Source organism: Methylobacter sp. (assembly GCF_004322395.1).
Taxonomy (GTDB): Bacteria; Pseudomonadota; Gammaproteobacteria; order Methylococcales; family Methylomonadaceae; genus Methylobacter_A.
In genome coordinates, this window is sequence record NZ_SCTW01000095.1 from 1 (window position 1) to 19,551 (window position 19,551).

The following is a 19,551-nucleotide window of genomic DNA, read 5'->3' on the forward strand; positions in this document are numbered from 1 at the left end:
GGAAAATCCAGGGTTATGGTCAATTATTTTGCTGTCGCTCCTTTTTTATTTACCAATATTTGCCAGGGACTGGATACGTGCGGGGTTTTGAATGAAGAATCGCGCATGGTGATGGAAAAGCCGATAGGCCACGATCTTAAATCTTCAAAAGAGATTAATGATGTCGTTGCAGAGGTGTTCAGCGAAAAGCGGGTTTACCGGATCGATCATTATCTGGGCAAAGAAACCGTGCTTAATTTATTGGCGTTGCGCTTTGCCAATTCTATTTTTACTACCAACTGGAATCACAATACCATCGATCATATTCAGATTACCGTCGCTGAAGAGGTCGGTATTGAAGGGCGTTGGGATTATTTCGATAAAACCGGCCAGTTGCGCGACATGCTGCAAAACCATTTGTTGCAGATTCTGACATTTGTGGCGATGGAACCGCCGGTTAATCTGGAAGCGCAAAGCATTCATAATGAAAAAATAAAGGTCTTATCTTCGTTACGCCCTATCACCAAAGAAAACGTCGCAAGAAAAACCGTCCGAGGACTGTATACGGCGGGGGAACTCAAGGGCAAGCCGGTGCCGGGTTATCTTGAAGAAGACGGGGCCAATACGGAAAGCACTACAGAAAGTTTTGTCGCGTTGAGGGTGGATATTGATAACTGGCGCTGGGCCGGCGTACCGTTTTACTTGCGTACCGGCAAACGGATGGCTTATAAACGCACTGAAATCGTGGTTAATTTTAAGCAATTGCCGCATAACATTTTTAAAGAAAGCTTCCCGTCTTTGCCGTCAAATAAGCTGATCATTCACTTGCAGCCGAATGAAGGCGTGGAAATTCAGATGCTCAATAAAATACCGGGTATCGATGAAAATATTAAGCTGCAAAAAACCAAGCTGGATTTGAGTTTTTCCGATACGTTCAAAAACAGCAAGATTTTCGGCGGTTATGAAAAATTGGTGCTTGAAGCCATGCGGGGTAATCCCACGCTGTTTCTTAGCCGCGAGGAGATTGAGCAGGCCTGGACATGGATCGATTCGATACAGGATGCATGGGCGCATATCGATGATGCACCAAAATCATACCCGGCTGGCACGTGGGGGCCTAGCGCCGCTGATGAATTAATTGCCAGGGACGAAAGAGCCTGGGAAGAATGAATCCGGCGCGATGAGGGGCACTGAGTTCTACCCCCATCCTACCGCATCGATTAACCTTATATAGAAGGAACAACTATGCATCCTGTATTAGAAAAAGTGACTAATGAAGTCATCGAGCGCAGTCGTGAAACTCGCGCCGCCTATCTGGCGCGTGTTGATGCGGCTGCAAAAAAAGAGCCGCATCGTGTCGAGCTTGCTTGCGGTAACTTGGCGCATGCTTTTGCCGCTTGCGGAGCCGGTGAAAAAATCGATTTAACCGGACACCAGAAAGCTAATATTGCGATTATCTCTTCTTATAATGACATGCTGTCGGCACATGAACCGTATAAGGACGCGCCTGCGCTGATTAAGAGTGCGATAAAGGAAGCGGGCGGCGTTGCCCAGTTCGCTGGCGGCGTGCCGGCCATGTGCGACGGTGTTACCCAAGGCCGCCCCGGTATGGAACTGTCGTTGTTTAGCCGCGATGTGATTGCAATGGCTACGGCTGTCGGGTTGAGCCACAACATGTTTGATGGTGCATTGTATCTGGGCGTCTGTGACAAGATAGTGCCGGGATTGCTGATCGGTGCTTTGAGTTTCGGTCATTTGCCTGCCGTGTTCGTACCGGCAGGCCCGATGCCTAGCGGCTTGGCTAATAAAGAAAAAGTGCGCATCCGTCAGCTTTACGCGGAAGGAAAAATCGGCCGTAAAGAATTGCTGGAGTCCGAGTCTGCGTCTTACCACAGTGCGGGCACCTGTACATTCTACGGTACCGCAAACAGCAACCAGATGATGGTTGAAATTATGGGGTTGCATCTGCCGGGCAGTTCGTTTGTCAATCCTTACACGCCATTGCGCGATGAGTTGACCAAAGCCGCAGCCAGACAGGTTTTAAAATATACTGCGCTGGGCAATGATTTTCGTCCGATCGGGCACATGATCGACGAAAAAGCGATTGTGAATGCGATTATCGGCTTGCTGGCAACGGGCGGTTCGACCAATCACACGATCCATCTGGTCGCCATTGCGCGTGCGGCGGGAATCATTATTAACTGGGACGATTTTGATAAACTGTCCAGAGCGGTGCCGTTGTTGACCCGTATTTACCCGAACGGTCAAGCGGACATCAATCACTTTCAGGCTGCCGGAGGCATGGGCGTGCTGATTGCCGAACTGTTAAAGAACGGCCTTTTGCATGAAGATATTATGACGGTTGCCGATCAGCGCGGCATGAGCCATTATTCTCAAGAGCCTAAGCTGGTTGACGGTAAATTGGTTTGGGAGCCCAGCCCTGACGCATCTTTGGATGCGGAAGTTATCAGTACCGTCACCAAGCCTTTTGCAGCCGGTGGCGGCTTGCATGTTATGCACGGCAATTTGGGGCGTGGAGTATCCAAGGTTTCTGCGGTAGCTGAAAAACACCAGATCGTTGAGGCGCCTGCGATGGTGTTCGATGACCAGGACGATGTAGTTGCGGCATTCAAACGCGGCGAATTGGAGAAGGATGTTATTGTGGTGCTGCGCTTTCAGGGGCCAAAAGCCAACGGTATGCCCGAACTGCACAAATTGACGCCGCCTCTGGGCGTATTGCAGGACAAGGGGTTTAAGGTCGCGCTAGTCACCGATGGACGGATGTCCGGCGCTTCGGGTAAAGTGCCCTCAGCTATCCATATGTGTCCTGAGTGTGAGGAGGGCGGATCGTTGGCCAAAGTGCGTACCGGCGATATTATTTATTTGAATACCCAAACCGGCGAGGTCAATGTGCTGGTCGATACTGCTGAATTTAATGCCCGCGTGCCGGCAGCCAATAGCGCCAAAGGCCATCATTTCGGCATGGGCCGCGAATTGTTCGGCGGTTTTCGTCTCGGCGCATCTTCTGCTGAAACCGGTGCATGCAACCTGTTTGTCGCCGATTAATAACTATAATAAAAGTGGTAAAAAACAATGAGTAAAAATAATTGGAAAATTCAACCTGACATTATTTTAAACACTTGCCCGGTGATGCCGGTGATGGTCATCCAGAATCTGGAAGATGCGGTACCTTTGGCAAAGGCCTTGGTAGAAGGCGGCATTAAAGTGCTGGAAATAACGCTACGTACTCCAATAGCGCTGGATGCGGTCAAACTTATCAGCCAAGAAGTCAAAGGCGCGATTGTCGGCGCAGGCACCATTACTACGCCGGAACAATTAAAAGCTGCGGAAGAGGCTGGCGCTGTTTTTGCGATTAGCCCCGGATTAACTCCGAGACTATTAGAAGCCGCCAACGCTGGGAATATCGCGTTGATTCCAGGTATATCGACATTGTCGGAGTTGATGTTGGGTATGGAGTATGGATTGGATCATTTCAAATTTTTCCCGGCCGAAGCGGCGGGCGGCATACCCATGCTAAAATCGATTGCAGGTCCTATCCCTAACGCGACTTTTTGCCCGACAGGCGGTATTTCGCCGGAAAATTACAACAGTTATTTACAGTTAAGCAATGTTGCTTGCGTTGGCGGGTCATGGCTGGCGCCGGTAGATGTGGTAAAATCAAAAAATTGGGCTAAGGTGACTGAACTGGCAAAGCACGCTATTGATAGGAAATGATAGAAAAGGTTTAGTTTGATTGCGCATTCTTGCGCCATTACCTGGAGTTTGTTACTTTATAATTATTCTCCCTCAAAAATACTAGCCAAGATTAATCACGCAATTGATTTGATAGACCGTTAACCTTTGCGATTTACCAAGTCTTTTGATGACGCTACAGACTATGTTCAAAACTGAGAGGACCCATGACTAAACTGCGCACTGTTACCTTTAATGAGAAAACTCAGTCTTTATGCGAGTTGCCTATTTTGTCCGGAACTATCGGTCCCGATGTTATAGATATTCAAACTCTCTACCAAAAAACAGGTATATTCACTTATGATCCGGGATTTACTTCCACGGCCAGTTGCAGTTCATCGATAACTTATATCGACGGCGAGAAAGGTATATTGCTTTATCGCGGCTATCCTATCGAGCAACTTGCAGAACACTGCACTTTTTTGGAAGTATGTTATCTGCTGCTGAATAGTGAGCTGCCTAATGCTGACGAAATGCAGCAGTTCGAAAACATGATAACCATGCACACAATGGTGCATGATCAGCTGACTAACTTTTTTAAAGGGTTTCGTCGCGATGCGCATCCGATGGCGATTATGGTTGCTGTCGTCGGTGCCTTATCATCGTTCTATCATGATGCATTGGACATTAAATCAAAAAAGGATCGTGACCTGAGCGCAATTCGCCTGATCGCCAAGGTGCCGACTATTGTGGCAATGTGTCATAAATACAGTACCGGTTTGCCGTTTATGTATCCGCAAAACAAGCTGAGTTATGTCGAAAACTTTATGCGTATGATGCTGGGTACGCCTTGTGACGATTTCGAGCCCAATCCTGTATTAGTAAAAGCGTTGGACAGAATCTTGATTCTTCATGCCGATCATGAACAGAATGCTTCGACTTCAACAGTACGTTTAGCAGGTTCCAGCGGCGCCAATCCTTATGCCTGCATTACAGCCGGGATTGCCTGTCTTTGGGGTGCTGCGCACGGCGGCGCCAATGAAGCCGTATTGAATATGTTGGAGGAGATTGAAGATGTTTCGAATATTAATAAATTTATAAACAAAGCCAAGGATAAAAGCGACCCGTTCAGGCTCATGGGCTTTGGGCATCGAGTTTATAAAAACTATGATCCTCGCGCCAAATTAATGCGTGAAACCTGTCATGAAGTGCTTACAGAGCTTGGTTTGCATGATGACAAGATATTTAAACTGGCTTTGGAGCTGGAGCGTATTGCTCTTGAAGATGAGTATTTTATCGAGAAAAAGCTCTACCCGAACGTCGATTATTATTCCGGCATCGTGCTGCACGCATTAGGTATACCTACTAATATGTTTACTGCCATGTTTGCGATGGGGCGAACGGTGGGCTGGATTTCCCATTGGGATGAAATGATAGCGGATCCCGAACAAAAAATAGGACGGCCAAGGCAGCTTTATACCGGCCCTGCAAAACGCGACATACCGCCAGAGCATATTAAACGGATTTAATATTGGAACACACACAGTAATAACATTACGAAAACGCGAAAAACATGAAGAAAAGCTAACGTAAAAACTTCATGTTCTTCGTCGTTATCATTTAAAAATTGAATTCATAAATACTGAAATGTGTTCGATTTCTTCAAAACAAAGACTATGTTCCATTACATAATCATGCCATTGAATGTTATAGTCCATCGATTTTAACGTATCAAATGCAGCTTTGCTGGACTCAACCGCCACTATAGGGTCAATGATGCCGTGAGCCATAAATATACGTATAGCCTGGTTGGCGGCTGAATATTCGGTTTTTAATTGTTCTACAGTCGGCAAATAAGTTGATAGTGCGACAATTCCGGCCAGTTTATGCTGATATCTCAAACCAACATGAAGCGCAATGACGCCCCCTTGAGAAAATCCGGCCAGTAAAATATTGCTCGATGGAATGCCCTTGTCGATTTCCTGCCGGATTAATGGTTCAATCAAGGCTGCTGATTGATAGATGCCGCCAATATCGATTCTGCGATCCAAAGACATCTCCAAAATATCATACCAGGAACGCATGACTCTCCCGCCATTGATAGTGACAGGCTGGACAGGTGCATTGGGAAAAATAAAATGTATATTTGCTTTGACGGTTAAATGTAGCTCGGGGATTAATCCCTCAAAATCATGACCGTCCGCGCCCAATCCATGCAACCATATTACAGAATATTTGTGCTCTGATTCGGGCTGTATTTCGATAGTGCTAAGTTGATTGGAATTCATAATTTCTCCATAGGTATAAATGACCATTAGCTTAACTCAATGCCAAGGATTGCCGTCAAATTTCGGCAAATCAGGGTTCATGTAGTCCCAAGGCTGAGCATCTGCCACCCATATATCTTTTTGTGGTTGAAAAATGCCGGGATCGTCAAGAGTTGCTGCGGCGACAGGCCTTATATCGACAAAAACGCTGTTCCTGCCAAACAGCGACGTTCCGCATTCAGGGCAAAAAGCGCGATAAACTGTGTGGCCGCTTGCCGCAATAGTTGCGTATTCTTTATAAGTACCGGTTATGGCAAGCGCCGAGGCTGGAACAAACATACCTGCAAAATAAGGCGCTCCGATAGATTTTTGACAGGTTCGGCAATGACAGTTGAAGCCGCTGATGGGCTTGGCTAAGATCTCATATCTTACTGCGCCGCAAAGACAGCCGCCGGTAATAGGAAATTTCATGTTGTTCTCCTTTGACTGCATGGAGCACTTGCCGAGAATGTTGGTCGCCAAACCTAGTACAATAGAACGGATATACTTAAACTTGGTTTAACAAAACCAAATCATAAACAAAGCAATGCTGAATGATCTTATTTTAATAGCTTTATTGCTGGGTGCATATCTATACTGGTTTAACGGGCAGCAGGTGAAAGAGGTTGCGCTTAAGGCTGTCAGAGCGAATTGCCTGAATCTGGAAGTCCAAATGCTGGATGAATATGTTGCTTTAAACAGTATCCGGTTAAAAAGAGATCAAGCAGGAAAAATACGGTTGCGACGGATATTTTTGTTTGAGTTTTCTTCAACCGGGAATGAACGTTATAACGGCGTTTGTATTATGTTGGGACGGCGAGTCGAGTCCATTCAGATGGAACCGTATCGGTTTGATGGCTGAATGAGCGGATAGTTGCTCCTCGACAATTGCTTCCATGCGTCGCCTAAAGCGCCTACTGTTGGCGCTCTACCTCACCTATCCGTGGGGCCGTACCTCCTGTATAACCCACAGGGATGTGGGGGCCGCGATTGTTCCATACAATTTTGCGGCATTTCCTCCATCCATGGAGGTCAATGCAGAGAAATGACTGGATCATTTCCTGTCCATGCAAAACCATCATAACGGTGTGTTGAATGAATTCTGAAAAAAACAGTTTTTTGTGGAGGATTAAATGAATAAATGTTCAGTATGCGGTCATGATCGTAATGACCGTGATATCAAATGCCCGGAATGCGGCAGTTTTTATTCAAAAATTGCCGAGATTATTGCCGAGCAAGAAGCGCAGGAGGAAATGCAGACATTTCGTGGGCGATGTAAACGAATTTTTAATTCGGCCGATGTTAAGGGCGAATTGCTGAACGAAGTGATGTTGATAAGAGCAGGGCTGACAAAAAAAGCTGTGTTTGCGCTTTTTGTGATTTTCGTCTTTGTGTTTGCTTTAGTTGTTTCTGTTATTTAACACGGGGTGGAACTATATATTGTGATTGGTGTAAATAAGAGAGGCTAGCCCTGTTTTTATTCCGTTGGCGCTTGTGTGCTCGTTAAGCTGTTTAGTTACTACAAACAAAACAGCTTAACCTAAGACGGAAATTAATCGATAGCGTATTATTTCTCCAACGCCTTGAGCTTGCCTTCTTTTCCGTTCCACTCATCAGCATCAGGTAAAGCAGGTTTTACATCCGTAATAACAGGCCATTGTTTGGATAATTCCGCATTTAACTTGATGAAAATTTCTTGTCCTTCAGGCAATTCATCTTCTGCAAAAATTGCGTTGGCAGGGCATTCAGGTTCGCATAATGTGCAGTCAATGCACTCATCAGGATCGATAACCAGAAAATTAGGGCCTTCACGAAAGCAATCTACAGGGCAGACATCTACACAATCAGTAAATTTGCATTTGATACAGTTTTCAGTGACTACAAAAGTCATAATTATTACCAGGAAAGTTGATTTTTAATTTAGGGCGTTATTCTAGCAGAAAGCATTGCACGATTGCATACCGAGTTTGCTAAACGCATCATCTAGCCGAGTCTGGGGTGACTGTGAATATTATCCACAGAACAACAATTATTTTACACTTGCAGAATTAAATAAAGACAAAAATATGCTTTTTTCGCCGCTGATTTTCCGTTTTTGGGTATTTTTTAAAGCGAGCTTTGCTTCCGCTTTAAGTTGGTTGTCAGCATAAAGTTGCTCGGCACGTGCTGGAATAGCGGTTGCCTTTTCGAAATAAGTGGCCGCATCGTTGGGTTTGTTGTGTAGCATCAGAAATTCGCCGTAAAAATAGTTGGCGTCAATGCTGTCAGGATTGATTTTAAGAGCGGTTTCCAGCATTTGTTTGGCGGCATCGTCATCGCCAAATGAAACAGGCCATTTAGGCACCATGTAATAAAGTGTGCCTAAGGTTACATAAGCCGATCCGCTCATGGTTTCCGGATTGATTTTAATCGCTTTAATCAGCAAATCACGCGCCTCATTAATGGCGCTTAGTGCAGAAAAAGCATCTTGGTGATCTGCATAAGTTGCTTTTACTACAGCTTGCCAGAAAAGAGGTTCGGCAGCGTTTGGATATTGCCGGGCCAAGTTCGCAGTCTTGTCGAGCAGTCGAGCAAAAGCATGTTCCTGTTTGCTTTTGGGGAAGCTGTAATATATGGATGCCCACTCGGCTTCAATATTCTTTAAAGAGTCTTCCAAGCTCTCTGCAAGACATTGAGCTGATAGTAGCAATAAAACAACAAAAATTAATTTTCTCATGCGGAAAATATAGAATAAAACTCATAATATTTCAATATGTGTATGAAATATTTAGTTTTGATGCCATTCTGAGTACGGATGTGTTGATAAATTATTGTTGTAATATCGCAAATCTCCAGTGACTTCCAGGCCCAACCAGAGCGGTTTTGAAAAAGATTGCCCTGTTTCGTTTAATTCAATTTCAGCCACTATCAGTCCCTGATTATCGCCTTCAAACTCATCTATTTCCCAAACATTGCCGTCATCAGTGACGAAATGACGGATTTTTTCGATTAATGGTTTTCTGCAAAGATTATTTAATATCTCGTTTGCATCGGCCATCGGAATTTCATATTCATATTCATGCCGGTGAGTGCCGATGGTTGCGGACTTTATATTCAGCCAAGCATGATTATTACTGGTTCGGACCCTGATTGAGCTGGTTGACTGGGAACTTAAATAGCCTTGCCGATATTTTACCGAGTGGCTAACGTGTTTGCGCCAGTCATCGTTGGCGAGCAAAAATTTATGTTCTATCTCAATGGCCATGATTAGATTTCCTTTAGTAGTCGCCAATAAGGCAGGCATAGTGTTTTGGGACGGATAACTTATTGCTGCAACATAGCGTCAGCTTTAGTTGGTATATTTTTATAGAGATTTAGATAAAAATAAAAATTATAAAATAGTCTTGTAGTGCAAGGATAATTCAGTGGACGGATGTAGCTGTGTTCAATCTAAACCTGAATATGGGGATTTAGCCAATCTGTTCTGACAACTAACGGAGTAGATGGGTATTTGTTATGGGGGGATTGTCGCGCTGATAACGATATTGCCATGAGGCTAAAGCGGTACCAATCAGGTTAATGAAAAAAAGGATTTTCCTCTGAATCATCTTCCAACGATAACGACTGCCCGGGAATCCTTTTTTCTTCCATTGCCCATTCTCCCAAATCGATCAATTTGCAACGTTCGGAGCAGAATGGTTTGGATTGCTGTTCAGGAGTCCACGGTACAGAACAACCGCAGTTAGGGCATTTTACAATGAGTGGTTTGGCGGATGCCGGCATTAGAAAAGACAGCAGGTTAAAGAGAAAGGAATATCATCAGGACTTTGTGTCGGGCGTTTATTGTCGGAAGAGGGCACCATGAACCGGATAGTGCAGCGATGTTTGCCGCCACTGATTTCTGCAAAGCAGTGTATGGATTTATCCAGGCTTACTTTAAGCAGTTGGTGAGGCTGGCTGGTGTCCAGCAAAAATTGAAAAAAACCTGCTTCAGCGATCTCTTGAGTTGGTGAACTGCAATTACGAATAAAGTTGAGGATCAGGTCAATTGCGATACGAATGTCGGCAAATGGGCTGCTCCAGTGTTCCAAGTCTTTTAATCGAATAGCTTCATCCTGTTCCAGCCAGTAATGGAATTCCGGTAAATCAAAAGAGCAGGTCCCTCCGGGGATAGAACTGCGTTGAGCTATACTCTGGAATAAGTCGCTCTCCATGACATGGGTGCCGATTTTTCCATTTGCAGCATAGAGTTTTTTACTGGTCTGATTTAATTTTGTAAGCAGTTCTTCCAGTTTTTGTGTATCAACACTTTGGTTATTGGCGATTTTATTCAGCGCGTTGGCATGGCGATCCAGCTCTTTTAGTATTTCCGATTTTAGATCGTTGCGTCTGAAAATTGTCATGATATCGAGTAGCACGCTAAGCGCAGCACGTTTATCAGCGACTGTTTCTCCCGTTAAAAAATGGCTGAATTGTTGGAAAAGTTGTTCTAGCCGTATGAAAACCCGGATGCGTTCATTCAGTGGAAATTCATAGGTAATAGTGGTGTTCACAGACTAGTTAATCTCGGCAAGTGCTTAATGAAAGATACAAATTGTGCAATTTTTTTACCTGTTCTGCAAGTCTATAATCAGAACCCGTGTTATCGATCACATCATCGGCTTTCGCTTTTCTGAATGTGCGCGATACCTGATTGTCAATTATCGTCTGTATTCTTTCAATGGTCAGTTTATCCCGAGCTCTAACACGTTCAATCTGCGTTTCAACAGGACAGTCAATAACCAATATCCGGTCAACAATTTGGGTCATGCCGGTTTCAAATAATAGAGGGATGATGATAATACAGTATGGAGCGGTCAATCGCTTAAGCTCTGCTGCTATAGAGTCAAAAATTAAAGGATGAAGTATCGATTCAAGTTTTTGTTTCTGTATGGTATCGGAAAAAACCAGCTCTCTGAGCTTCTCTCTATTCAATGAGCCATCCGGTCTTAGTATATCCGGGCCAAATTCCAGGCATATTTGAATCAAGGCAGGCTGTCCTTTTTCTACCAGTCGATGGGCTATCTCGTCAGCATCAAGCACCGGGATATTTAAATCAGAGAAAATTTTGGCAACAGTTGATTTTCCACTGCCTATACCACCGGTTAGCCCGACTTTCAGCATGAGTTTATAAGCCTACTGCTGACAAATAGAGCTGGTTGAGTTTATTTCCCCATAATAGCGCTATCCATCCGGCAGTGGCTAAATAAGGGCCAAATGGAATAGGTATATTATGATCGTGTTTTGCAAAAATGATCATGCCGAGCCCAATGACTGCGCCGACCAGTGATGACAATAAAATAATAATCGGTAAGAACTGCCAGCCCAACCAAGCGCCAAATAAAGCCAGTAATTTAAAATCGCCATAGCCCATACCTTCTTTGCCTGTTGCCAGTTTGAACAAGTGAAAAATAGACCAAAGGGCGGTATAACCTGCAACAGCGCCGATGATGCTGTCGTGTGCATCAGTAAATATGTTAAACAGGCTCAGGCACATTCCTAGCCAAAGCAGGGGCAGAGTGATGGAGTCGGGTAGTAACTGGTGGTCAACATCAATAAAGATTAACGCAATCAACGACCAAGTTAGCAACAAGGCAAAAATAGCTTGAGGTGTATAACCAAAATGCCAAGCCACTGTGATTGAGGCTATCGCTGTTAAGGTTTCTATGATGGGATAGCGCATTGAAATGTGGCATCCGCATGTTGCGCATTTACCTTTTAAAAAAACATAACTGATGACTGGGATGTTTTGGTAGGGTTTAATAGCTGTATTGCAACCGGGGCAGCGGGATAAAGGAAAAACCAAGTTGAAAGGTTCTTCTTTGTTTATATTACTTAAAATATCTGTTTTTGAGATATCCGAATTGATTTGCAGATATTCCATGCATTCCTTACGCCATCCTCGCTGCATCATTATCGGTAATCTATAAATAACAACATTGAGAAAGCTGCCGACAAGCAGTCCGATAACACCGGCCATAGCCGGAAATAGGAAGGGTATATTGAAAAGCATATTAAGCTGTTGCATCTTGTGTTGGCGTCTACATTAAACCTGATTTTAGACTGTGTCGGCTTAAGTTATGGGGCTGACAAGCAATTTTAAAAACAAGACGGTTTGAGCCCTTTGTCATTAATTATTATTCTTTGGCGGATAAAGTAATTAGCCGACCGCAGCGCCCATTTTGAAGATAGGTAAATACATCGCGACAATCAGGCCGCCAACTAAAATGCCCAAAATAACCATGATGATAGGCTCCATTAAGCTACTCAAGTTATCGACAAGATTATCGACTTCCTCATCGAAAAAATCGGCAACTTTCAACAGCATAGAGTCCATAGCACCCGATTCCTCGCCGATAGCCACCATCTGTACCACCATGTTGGGCCAAAGATCTGCCTGTTGCATAGCAAATTGAAGCCTTTGTCCGGTTGCCACTTCTTCGCGCATTTTTAGTACGGCTTCACAATAAATAATATTGCCGCAAGCTCCGGCAACAGACTCCAGCGCCTCCACCAAGGGTACCCCTGCCGCCGACATAGTTGCTAAGGTTCTGGCAAAACGCGCAACGGCAGACTTGTGTAAAATCATGCCGACCACCGGTATTTTTAGCATGGTTTTATCCAGGAAGTGATTGAATGCTTTGGAGCGCTTTTTGAAATAACCAAATACGTAAACAGTTCCGACAACAATGCCGACAACAATATACCACCATGCCTGCATCCATTCAGACATAGCGACGACCATTTTAGTGAAAGCGGGCAAATCTGCGCCAAAGCTCTTGAACATGTCGGAAAATACCGGAACCACAAAAATCAGTAGGATAGTCGTGACGACAAAGGCCACGACTATGACTGCAATAGGATAAGTCAGCGCCTTTTTGATCTTTTTCTTCATCGACTCGGTTTTTTCTTTATAAGTAGCGATCTTATCCAGCAGTGTTTCTAATACCCCTGCCTGTTCGCCCGCATCAACCAAGTTACAAGTTAACTCATCAAAGTATATCGATTTTTTTTGAAGCGCTTGGGCTAAAGTGTCGCCGCCTTCAATATCGGCTTTGATACCCATTAGCAGAGCTTCCATACTTGGATTGTCGTGGCCTTTGCCGACAATATCGAATGACTGAACCAGGGGCACACCCGCTTTTAACATAGTAGCTAATTGCCTGGAAAAAACAGCTATATCGCCCGGTGTAATAGCCTGAACTTTTTGAGTAAACAGGGGCTTGGGTTTTTTCTTGAATTTAATAACACGGTATCCCTGACGCCGCAGCTCAGCCTTTGCAATGGCTTCGCTTTTTGCAGAGATTATCCCGCCAGCCTTTTTTTTGGTTTTGTCGGTTCCTGCCCAGACGAAATCTATTTGTTCAGTTTGGTCTGCCATGTTTATTCCTTGGTAATTCGATCGATTTCTTCCAGGCTGGTTATACCCATACGCACTTTGTTCAGTCCTGATCTGCGTAAATCATTAAAACCTTCAGCCAAAGCGCACTCCGCGAGTTGATCGGTATTCCCCCCGTTCAGTATAAGGGAGCGCATTTTTTCAGTGAGTGTCAGGACTTGATAAACACCGACCCGGCCTTTATAGCCGTTGGTGCAATGCTCGCAGCCCGAAGCACTGAATATTTTAAGGTCGCGCAACTCTTCTTCTTTAAATCCGGCAGCGAGCAGGACTTTATCGGGCAAGTCGGCGGGGACTTTACAGTGTTCGCAGAGCCGCCGTCCCAAACGTTGCGCCATAATCAAATTAACCGCAGAAACAATGTTGAAAGGGGGAATGCCCATTTGCAGGAGCCGATTTAAAGTTTGCGGTGCGTCATTAGTATGCAGAGTTGATAACACCAAATGTCCCGTTTGCGCGGCTTTTACGGCAATTTCGGCGGTTTCCAAATCGCGAATTTCCCCTACCATGATGATATCGGGATCCTGCCGTAAAAAAGCACGTAAAGCACTGGCAAAGGTCAGTCCTGCTTTAGGATTCATATTGACCTGATTGATCCCTTCAACGGTAATTTCCACTGGATCTTCGGCAGTAGAAATATTGCGTTCCATGGTGTTGAGAATATTTAAACCTGTGTAGAGCGAAACTGTTTTACCGCTACCTGTTGGTCCGGTTACCAGCACTAAGCCATAAGGTTTGTTAATAGCCTCAAGGAAAATCCGTTGTTGTTCCGGCTCAAACCCCAGTTTTTCAATACCCAATTGGGCGCTGGTAGGATCCAGAATACGCAACACCACTTTTTCGCCGAACAAGGTAGGGCAGGTATTTACCCGGAAATCAATCGCACGATTTTTGGATAAGGTCATTTTAATACGGCCATCCTGCGGAACCCTGCGTTCGGCAATATCCATTTTAGACATGACTTTAAGACGGGAGACAAGTCTGTTGGCGATACTGGGGGGAGGCGACGCAACTTGGCGGAGTATGCCGTCCGATCTATAGCGGATGCGAAAAGCTTTTTCGTAGGGTTCCATATGTATATCGGATACGCCCTGTTTTATGGAGTCCAGCAGTATTTTGTTGACGTAACGAACAATCGGCGCATCGTCAATATCCGATGTAATAACATCGGCTTTAGTGTTATCTTCTTCTCCGCCGGTAATGTCCAGGTTTTCCAGATCCTCATCAAGCATATCAGTCATTGATGTATCGGCGGCCTCCAAGGAAGCTTCGATGGCTTTTAGAAGCTTATCCTCTTCAACCAGAATGGCTTCTGGATTAAGTCGACTATGAAACTTGATGTCGTCAAGAGCGTGGAAGTCGGACGGGTCGGATATCGCGATAAACAAAGTTTTGCCTCTGACAAAGATAGGCAGCGCATGGCATTTGCGGATCAGTTTTTCATTAACCAGATTAATAGGAAGTCTGCGATAGTCAATTGCATCCAGATCAAAAAAAGGAACGCCAAATTCAAGCGAGGCTTGGGATGCTATAGCTTTACTGTCAATAAGTTTATTGGCGACAAGATAGCGCATTAACGGAATTTGTTTTTTTTGCGCTTCCTGACTGTAAGTTTTAGCATCGCTCTCAGTTAACAAACCTTTATCAATCAAGCACCGGGTAAGGCCACTGAATTTTAAATCTGTCGATGCGGTATTCATATGATGATTGCTTTGTCAGTTGTTTAATTAAATATAGATGAAAAAAGAATAAGGTACAAGGCGTAAGACTAAAGGAGTGCTCTCCCTTTTCGTCTTGTGCCGTCCGTCTGCCTTTCTTTATAACGCCCGGATTTTGAGTTGCTGTTGCTCAAGATTGTTAAGCATTGAGCACAAGTCGGTCAGCTTGGCTTTTTCTTTACCGATAACTTCCGGTGGTGCTTTATCGACAAACGCCGGGTTATTTAGCTTACCTTCAATTCTGGGCAGGTCGTTTTTGATTTTTTGTATCTCTTTTTCGAGACGAGCCAGTTCCGCTTCCTTGTCGATTAACCCTGCCATTGGGATCAGGATTTTCATCTCGCCAACCAGCGCCATCGCTGATTCCGGTGCAGCCTCATTACTGTTTAACCAGATTATCGATTCCAGTTTGCCCATTTTCCGTAAATAACTCAGGTTGTCGTTCAAATTTTGTTGGTCAATATACGAGCCGTTTTGCAGTAGCACCTGCAGCGGTTTACCCGGGGCAATATTCATTTCACCGCGAATACGACGCACGCCTAGAATAAAATTCATCACCCAATTGGTTTCGACGATCGCCTTGTTATCGATCTGTGCTTCATTCGCTACCGGATAAGGCTGCAACATGATCGTATCTGCCGCCGCGCCAGTTCCCGGCCGGCTTGCGGCATGTACTCCATCCCTGGCGATAACACCAGCCAGCGGCGCAACGCGCTGCCAGATCTCTTCGGTAATAAACGGCATGATCGGATGCGCCAAGCGTAAAATCGATTCCAAAACCGTTAGCAGAGTTTTGCGGGTACCGCGTTGCAATGTCTCGTCATTGGATTGCAGTGATATTTTTGACAGTTCCAAATACCAATCGCAGTATTCATTCCAGGTAAAGTCATAAATAGCCTGCGCCGCTAGGTCAAAACGGTAATTATCGATTGCATTACTGGTTACAGCCGTTACTTGATGCAACCGGGAAGTAATCCAGCGATCCACTTGACTGTATTTGCAAGGTGCGCCGGATAGACCGTTATCCTGCTCTTCAGTATTCATCAGCACATAGCGCGCCGCGTTCCAAAGTTTGTTGCAGAAATTACGATAACCTTCGGTACGGGCAAGGTCAAAACGAATATCGCGGCCGGTAGACGCTAAGGACGCAAAGGTAAAGCGTAACGCATCCGTGCCGTAAGACTGAATTCCGTTCGGAAAATGTTTGCGCGTATCCTGTTCGATTTTTTTTGCCAAATGCGGCTGCATCATGCCGGAGGTGCGTTTTGCGACCAACGCATCCAGATCTATGCCGTCGATGATGTCAATCGGGTCGAGCACGTTGCCTTTGGATTTGGACATCTTTTGCCCTTCCGCATCGCGTACCAGACCGTGGATATAAACTTCTTTAAACGGCACCTCGCCCTGGAATTTCAGCCCCATCATAATCATCCTGGCCACCCAGAAGAAAATGATGTCGAAGCCGGTCACCAGTACGCTGGTCGGGTAATGCTTGGTCAATTCCGGGGTTTGTTCCGGCCAGCCCAGTGTGGAAAAAGGCCACAGTGCTGATGAAAACCAAGTGTCCAATACATCTTCATCCTGCTTAAGCGTATAGTTGGCGGGCAGTTTATGTTTGGTGCGGATGTCCTGCTCGGAGTTGCCAACGTAAACATTGCCCAGTTCGTCATACCACGCCGGGATGCGATGTCCCCACCAGATTTGCCGCGAGATACACCAATCCTGAATATTGCGCATCCATTCAAAATACGTGTTTTTCCAGTTGTCAGGAACAAATTTGATGTCGCCGTTTTCAACGGCCGCAATAGCGGGTTCGGCCAGTGGCGCGACCTTGACATACCATTGATCAGTCAACAGCGGTTCGATAACGCTGTTGGTGCGGTCGCCGCGCGGCACCATCAATTTATGGTCGGCTATTTTTTCGAGTAAACCTGCCGCATCAAGATCAGTAACGATTTTTTTGCGCGCTTCAAAGCGGTCAAGACCTTGATATTGACCGGGGACTAACTCATCTGCACAAATACTCGCGTCGACAGTTAAAATATTGATCAGCCCGCCATGGGGTAAATCCTGAATAACCGAATTATGGCGGTGGCGCGACCAGACTTCGTAATCGTTAAAATCATGGGCCGGGGTGATCTTGACGCAGCCGGTGCCGAATTCCGGATCGACATACTCATCGGCAATAATTGGGATCCTGCGGCCGGTTAGCGGCAGTTCCACAAACTCGCCGAGCAGATGTTTGTAGCGCTCATCATTCGGATGTATCGCTACCGCGGCATCGCCGAGCATGGTTTCAGGACGCGTCGTGGCAACGATCAATTGGCCTTGCCCATTCGACAGCGGATACCGTAAATGCCACATTGAACCGTTTTCTTCTTCCGACAATACTTCCAAGTCGGAAACGGCGGTATGCAAAACCGGATCCCAGTTGACCAAGCGCTTGCCGCGATAGATCAGGCCTTCTTCATACAGCCGGATAAATACTTCCTGTACCGCATCGGACATGCCCTGATCCATCGTGAACCGTTCCCGGCTCCAATCCAGCGAAGAACCCATGCGTCGTAATTGACGGGTAATCGTGCCGCCGGATTCTTCTTTCCATTGCCAGACTTTTTCAAGGAATTTTTCGCGACCAAGATCATGGCGGGTAAGACCCTCCGCATTACATAAGCGTTCTACCACCATTTGCGTGGCGATGCCCGCATGGTCGGTACCCGCTTGCCATAAAGTGCTGTAGCCTTTCATCCGATGATAGCGAGTCAGGGCGTCCATGATGGTGTCCTGAAACGCATGGCCCATGTGCAAGCTACCGGTTACATTGGGAGGCGGAATCATGATGCAATAGGATTCGCCTTCCGGCTTGGCTGCAAAATAGCCTTTTTCTTCCCAGGTTTGATACCAGCGTTGTTCGATTGAATGCGGGGCGTATGTTTTTTCCATGGATGGGCTGCTCTGATTTTGTAAAAGTTGATGCTTATGATGATTTATTTGTTACCAATTTTTATGCGTAGTAATCGGCATGCCTGATTTCTGATATCGGCGATAACGGTCTCTGCCCGCTTCTTTGGTTGTTTCACTGTTATCCAATATTTCAAGAATGCGTTCAGTTTTAGGGCTCACTTCAGGATAATGTGCAGACAGATTAAATAATATTTTTTGACAATACTCAGGTGGATTAGCCGAGCCTATCAGGATGACTTGTTCAATGGTCTCATTCGCTCCCGGCGAGCCTGCGGCATACACACCATCCTTGGCGATCGCCGCGCCAGTTCCCGACTGGCTTGCGGCATACACACCATCCTTGGCGATACCGGGCGGCTCGCCGGTGTATATCTGGTGAGGAATAAAGCTACCCGCCCTGAAAGTCCAGAGCAGGTCATCTATGGCTTGGCTTTGTTCGGCATTGTCGGTTAATACATAGCAAAAACTACCGCTACGATAGGCTTTTTCTATCAGTTTGCAGGCAAACAGATGCCTATCGTGCAGCGATTCCGACGGCAGTATATAAAAGCTGACTTCAGCCACTTATATTTTGGGCGCGTACCCGGTTGATCAGATATTGGCTTAATAACGGTACAGGACGGCCGGTCGCGCCTTTGGTTGGGCCTGTGCGCCAAGCTGTTGCTGCTATGTCTATATGCGCCCAGCGGAATTTTTCGGCAAATCGTGCCAAAAAACAGGCCGCGGTAATGGTGCCGCCGTCTTTGCCGCCGACATTGGCCATGTCGGCGAAATTGGATTTAAGTTGTTCCTGATATTCTTCCCAGAGAGGTAAACGCCAGATGCAGTCGTTGGCGATCTCGCCGGCCGCAGTCAGATCATTGCATAAGGCATCGTCGTTACCGAGCAGACCGCTAACAACGCGGCCTAAAGCAATTCCACACGCGCCGGTCAGGGTGGCAATGTCTATCACTACCTCGGGGTTGTACCGTTCCGCATAGGTTAAGGTGTCGCAAAGCAGCAGGCGGCCCTCGGCGTCGGTGTTTAACACTTCAATGGTTTTGCCGGACATGCTGGTCAAAATATCGCCCGGTTTATTAGCGTCGCCATCGGGCATGTTTTCCGATGAAGGGATCAGGCCGATAATATTCAGCGGCAGCTGCATTTGCGCTATGGCGAGCAATGTGCCCAAAACAGTCGCACCGCCGCACATGTCGTATTTCATTTCATCCATACCTGGGCCCGGTTTCAATGAAATGCCGCCCGCGTCAAAGGTCAGGCCTTTGCCGACAAGCACGATAGGCTTGGCGTTTTTTTGACCACCTTGATAATCCAGGATAATTAATTTAGCAGGTTGACGGCTGCCGCGCGAGACGGACAGAAAAGCGCCCATACCCAGCGCAGTCATGTCGAATTCTTCCAGTATTTTAACAGCCAGACTGTCGTATTTTTTACCCAACTCAATCGCCTGTTCGGCAAGAAAGCTCGGTGTGCA

20 protein-coding genes are annotated in these 19,551 nt (G+C 45.9%); 6 read left to right on the forward strand and 14 right to left on the reverse strand.

Annotated features, from left to right (window positions below):
- The 4 genes from zwf to gltA form a co-directional block, all read left to right on the forward strand.
- Window positions 1–1,149, forward strand: a 1,149-nt coding sequence (gene zwf, locus EPO18_RS12915) for a glucose-6-phosphate dehydrogenase (protein ID WP_292433806.1), incomplete at its 5' end; no start/stop codon positions are given.
- Between the two features lie 75 nt (window positions 1,150–1,224).
- Complete coding sequence (gene edd, locus EPO18_RS12920; protein ID WP_292433808.1) at window positions 1,225–3,045, forward strand: phosphogluconate dehydratase; 1,821 nt, start codon at window positions 1,225–1,227, stop codon at window positions 3,043–3,045.
- A 27-nt stretch (window positions 3,046–3,072) separates the two neighbouring features.
- Window positions 3,073–3,714, forward strand: coding sequence for a bifunctional 4-hydroxy-2-oxoglutarate aldolase/2-dehydro-3-deoxy-phosphogluconate aldolase (locus EPO18_RS12925; RefSeq protein WP_292433810.1), 642 nt, complete (start codon window positions 3,073–3,075; stop codon window positions 3,712–3,714).
- Between the two features lie 185 nt (window positions 3,715–3,899).
- Entirely contained in the window at window positions 3,900–5,201 is a 1,302-nt protein-coding gene (gltA, locus tag EPO18_RS12930) for a citrate synthase (RefSeq protein ID WP_292433812.1), read from the forward strand.
- A gap of 87 nt (window positions 5,202–5,288) precedes the next feature.
- On the opposite strand, the gene EPO18_RS12935 is transcribed toward gltA, so the two are convergent.
- Window positions 5,289–5,987 (reverse strand): alpha/beta hydrolase, encoded by a 699-nt coding sequence (locus tag EPO18_RS12935; protein ID WP_292433813.1) that lies wholly within the window; start codon window positions 5,985–5,987, stop codon window positions 5,289–5,291.
- 9 nt (window positions 5,988–5,996) lie between these two features.
- Window positions 5,997–6,410 (reverse strand): GFA family protein, encoded by a 414-nt coding sequence (locus EPO18_RS12940; RefSeq protein ID WP_292433816.1) that lies wholly within the window; start codon window positions 6,408–6,410, stop codon window positions 5,997–5,999.
- 115 nt (window positions 6,411–6,525) lie between these two features.
- Between EPO18_RS12940 and EPO18_RS12945 the strand changes: the two genes are divergently transcribed.
- Both EPO18_RS12945 and EPO18_RS12950 read left to right on the forward strand, forming a co-directional pair.
- Window positions 6,526–6,840, forward strand: a complete 315-nt coding sequence (locus EPO18_RS12945) for a DUF3301 domain-containing protein (RefSeq protein WP_292433817.1) — start codon at window positions 6,526–6,528, stop codon at window positions 6,838–6,840.
- Between the two features lie 271 nt (window positions 6,841–7,111).
- Entirely contained in the window at window positions 7,112–7,399 is a 288-nt protein-coding gene (locus tag EPO18_RS12950; RefSeq protein WP_292433820.1) for a hypothetical protein, read from the forward strand.
- Between the two features lie 146 nt (window positions 7,400–7,545).
- Here the strand turns inward: EPO18_RS12950 and fdxA are convergent, their stop codons facing one another.
- The 12 genes from fdxA to EPO18_RS13010 all read right to left on the reverse strand — a co-directional run.
- Window positions 7,546–7,869, reverse strand: a complete 324-nt coding sequence (gene fdxA, locus EPO18_RS12955) for a ferredoxin FdxA (RefSeq protein ID WP_292433822.1) — start codon at window positions 7,867–7,869, stop codon at window positions 7,546–7,548.
- 138 nt (window positions 7,870–8,007) lie between these two features.
- Complete coding sequence (locus EPO18_RS12960; protein WP_363331508.1) at window positions 8,008–8,634, reverse strand: tetratricopeptide repeat protein; 627 nt, start codon at window positions 8,632–8,634, stop codon at window positions 8,008–8,010.
- 111 nt (window positions 8,635–8,745) lie between these two features.
- Window positions 8,746–9,222 (reverse strand): CYTH domain-containing protein, encoded by a 477-nt coding sequence (locus EPO18_RS12965; RefSeq protein ID WP_292433825.1) that lies wholly within the window; start codon window positions 9,220–9,222, stop codon window positions 8,746–8,748.
- Between the two features lie 311 nt (window positions 9,223–9,533).
- Window positions 9,534–9,740, reverse strand: coding sequence for a DNA gyrase inhibitor YacG (yacG, locus tag EPO18_RS12970; RefSeq protein WP_292433827.1), 207 nt, complete (start codon window positions 9,738–9,740; stop codon window positions 9,534–9,536).
- Window positions 9,740–10,510: a cell division protein ZapD gene (gene zapD, locus EPO18_RS12975; RefSeq protein ID WP_292433829.1), complete on the reverse strand. Its 771-nt coding sequence runs from the start codon at window positions 10,508–10,510 to the stop codon at window positions 9,740–9,742. The genes yacG and zapD overlap by 1 nt, the downstream gene beginning before the upstream one ends.
- Window positions 10,511–10,517: 7 nt before the next feature.
- Window positions 10,518–11,120: a dephospho-CoA kinase gene (gene coaE / locus EPO18_RS12980; RefSeq protein WP_292433831.1), complete on the reverse strand. Its 603-nt coding sequence runs from the start codon at window positions 11,118–11,120 to the stop codon at window positions 10,518–10,520.
- A gap of 4 nt (window positions 11,121–11,124) precedes the next feature.
- A complete protein-coding gene (locus EPO18_RS12985) occupies window positions 11,125–12,024 on the reverse strand; it encodes a prepilin peptidase (RefSeq protein WP_292433832.1) in 900 nt (299 codons plus the stop codon).
- A 132-nt stretch (window positions 12,025–12,156) separates the two neighbouring features.
- A complete protein-coding gene (locus EPO18_RS12990; RefSeq protein WP_292433834.1) occupies window positions 12,157–13,377 on the reverse strand; it encodes a type II secretion system F family protein in 1,221 nt (406 codons plus the stop codon).
- A gap of 2 nt (window positions 13,378–13,379) precedes the next feature.
- A complete protein-coding gene (gene pilB / locus EPO18_RS12995; protein ID WP_292433836.1) occupies window positions 13,380–15,095 on the reverse strand; it encodes a type IV-A pilus assembly ATPase PilB in 1,716 nt (571 codons plus the stop codon).
- Window positions 15,096–15,212: 117 nt separating this feature from the next.
- Window positions 15,213–18,056, reverse strand: a complete 2,844-nt coding sequence (locus EPO18_RS13000; RefSeq protein ID WP_292433838.1) for a valine--tRNA ligase — start codon at window positions 18,054–18,056, stop codon at window positions 15,213–15,215.
- A gap of 51 nt (window positions 18,057–18,107) precedes the next feature.
- Window positions 18,108–18,641: a DNA polymerase III subunit chi gene (locus tag EPO18_RS13005; RefSeq protein WP_292433840.1), complete on the reverse strand. Its 534-nt coding sequence runs from the start codon at window positions 18,639–18,641 to the stop codon at window positions 18,108–18,110.
- The coding region (locus EPO18_RS13010; protein WP_292433842.1) for a leucyl aminopeptidase at window positions 18,634–19,551 on the reverse strand (918 nt) is incomplete at its 5' end. The genes EPO18_RS13010 and EPO18_RS13005, both read right to left, overlap by 8 nt.

Bases quoted from the DNA above. Each gene is read 5' to 3' on its own strand.
- edd (WP_292433808.1), top strand. From the start codon at position 1,225: ATGCATCCTGTATTAGAAAAAGTGACTAATGAAGTCATCGAGCGCAGT.
- EPO18_RS12925 (WP_292433810.1), top strand. From the start codon at position 3,073: ATGAGTAAAAATAATTGGAAAATTCAACCTGACATTATTTTAAACACT.
- gltA (WP_292433812.1), top strand. From the start codon at position 3,900: ATGACTAAACTGCGCACTGTTACCTTTAATGAGAAAACTCAGTCTTTA.
- EPO18_RS12935 (WP_292433813.1), bottom strand. From the start codon at position 5,987: ATGGTCATTTATACCTATGGAGAAATTATGAATTCCAATCAACTTAGC.
- EPO18_RS12940 (WP_292433816.1), bottom strand. From the start codon at position 6,410: ATGAAATTTCCTATTACCGGCGGCTGTCTTTGCGGCGCAGTAAGATAT.
- EPO18_RS12945 (WP_292433817.1), top strand. From the start codon at position 6,526: ATGCTGAATGATCTTATTTTAATAGCTTTATTGCTGGGTGCATATCTA.
- EPO18_RS12950 (WP_292433820.1), top strand. From the start codon at position 7,112: ATGAATAAATGTTCAGTATGCGGTCATGATCGTAATGACCGTGATATC.
- fdxA (WP_292433822.1), bottom strand. From the start codon at position 7,869: ATGACTTTTGTAGTCACTGAAAACTGTATCAAATGCAAATTTACTGAT.
- EPO18_RS12965 (WP_292433825.1), bottom strand. From the start codon at position 9,222: ATGGCCATTGAGATAGAACATAAATTTTTGCTCGCCAACGATGACTGG.
- yacG (WP_292433827.1), bottom strand. From the start codon at position 9,740: ATGCCGGCATCCGCCAAACCACTCATTGTAAAATGCCCTAACTGCGGT.
- coaE (WP_292433831.1), bottom strand. From the start codon at position 11,120: ATGCTGAAAGTCGGGCTAACCGGTGGTATAGGCAGTGGAAAATCAACT.
- EPO18_RS12985 (WP_292433832.1), bottom strand. From the start codon at position 12,024: ATGCAACAGCTTAATATGCTTTTCAATATACCCTTCCTATTTCCGGCT.
- EPO18_RS12990 (WP_292433834.1), bottom strand. From the start codon at position 13,377: ATGGCAGACCAAACTGAACAAATAGATTTCGTCTGGGCAGGAACCGAC.
- pilB (WP_292433836.1), bottom strand. From the start codon at position 15,095: ATGAATACCGCATCGACAGATTTAAAATTCAGTGGCCTTACCCGGTGC.
- EPO18_RS13000 (WP_292433838.1), bottom strand. From the start codon at position 18,056: ATGGAAAAAACATACGCCCCGCATTCAATCGAACAACGCTGGTATCAA.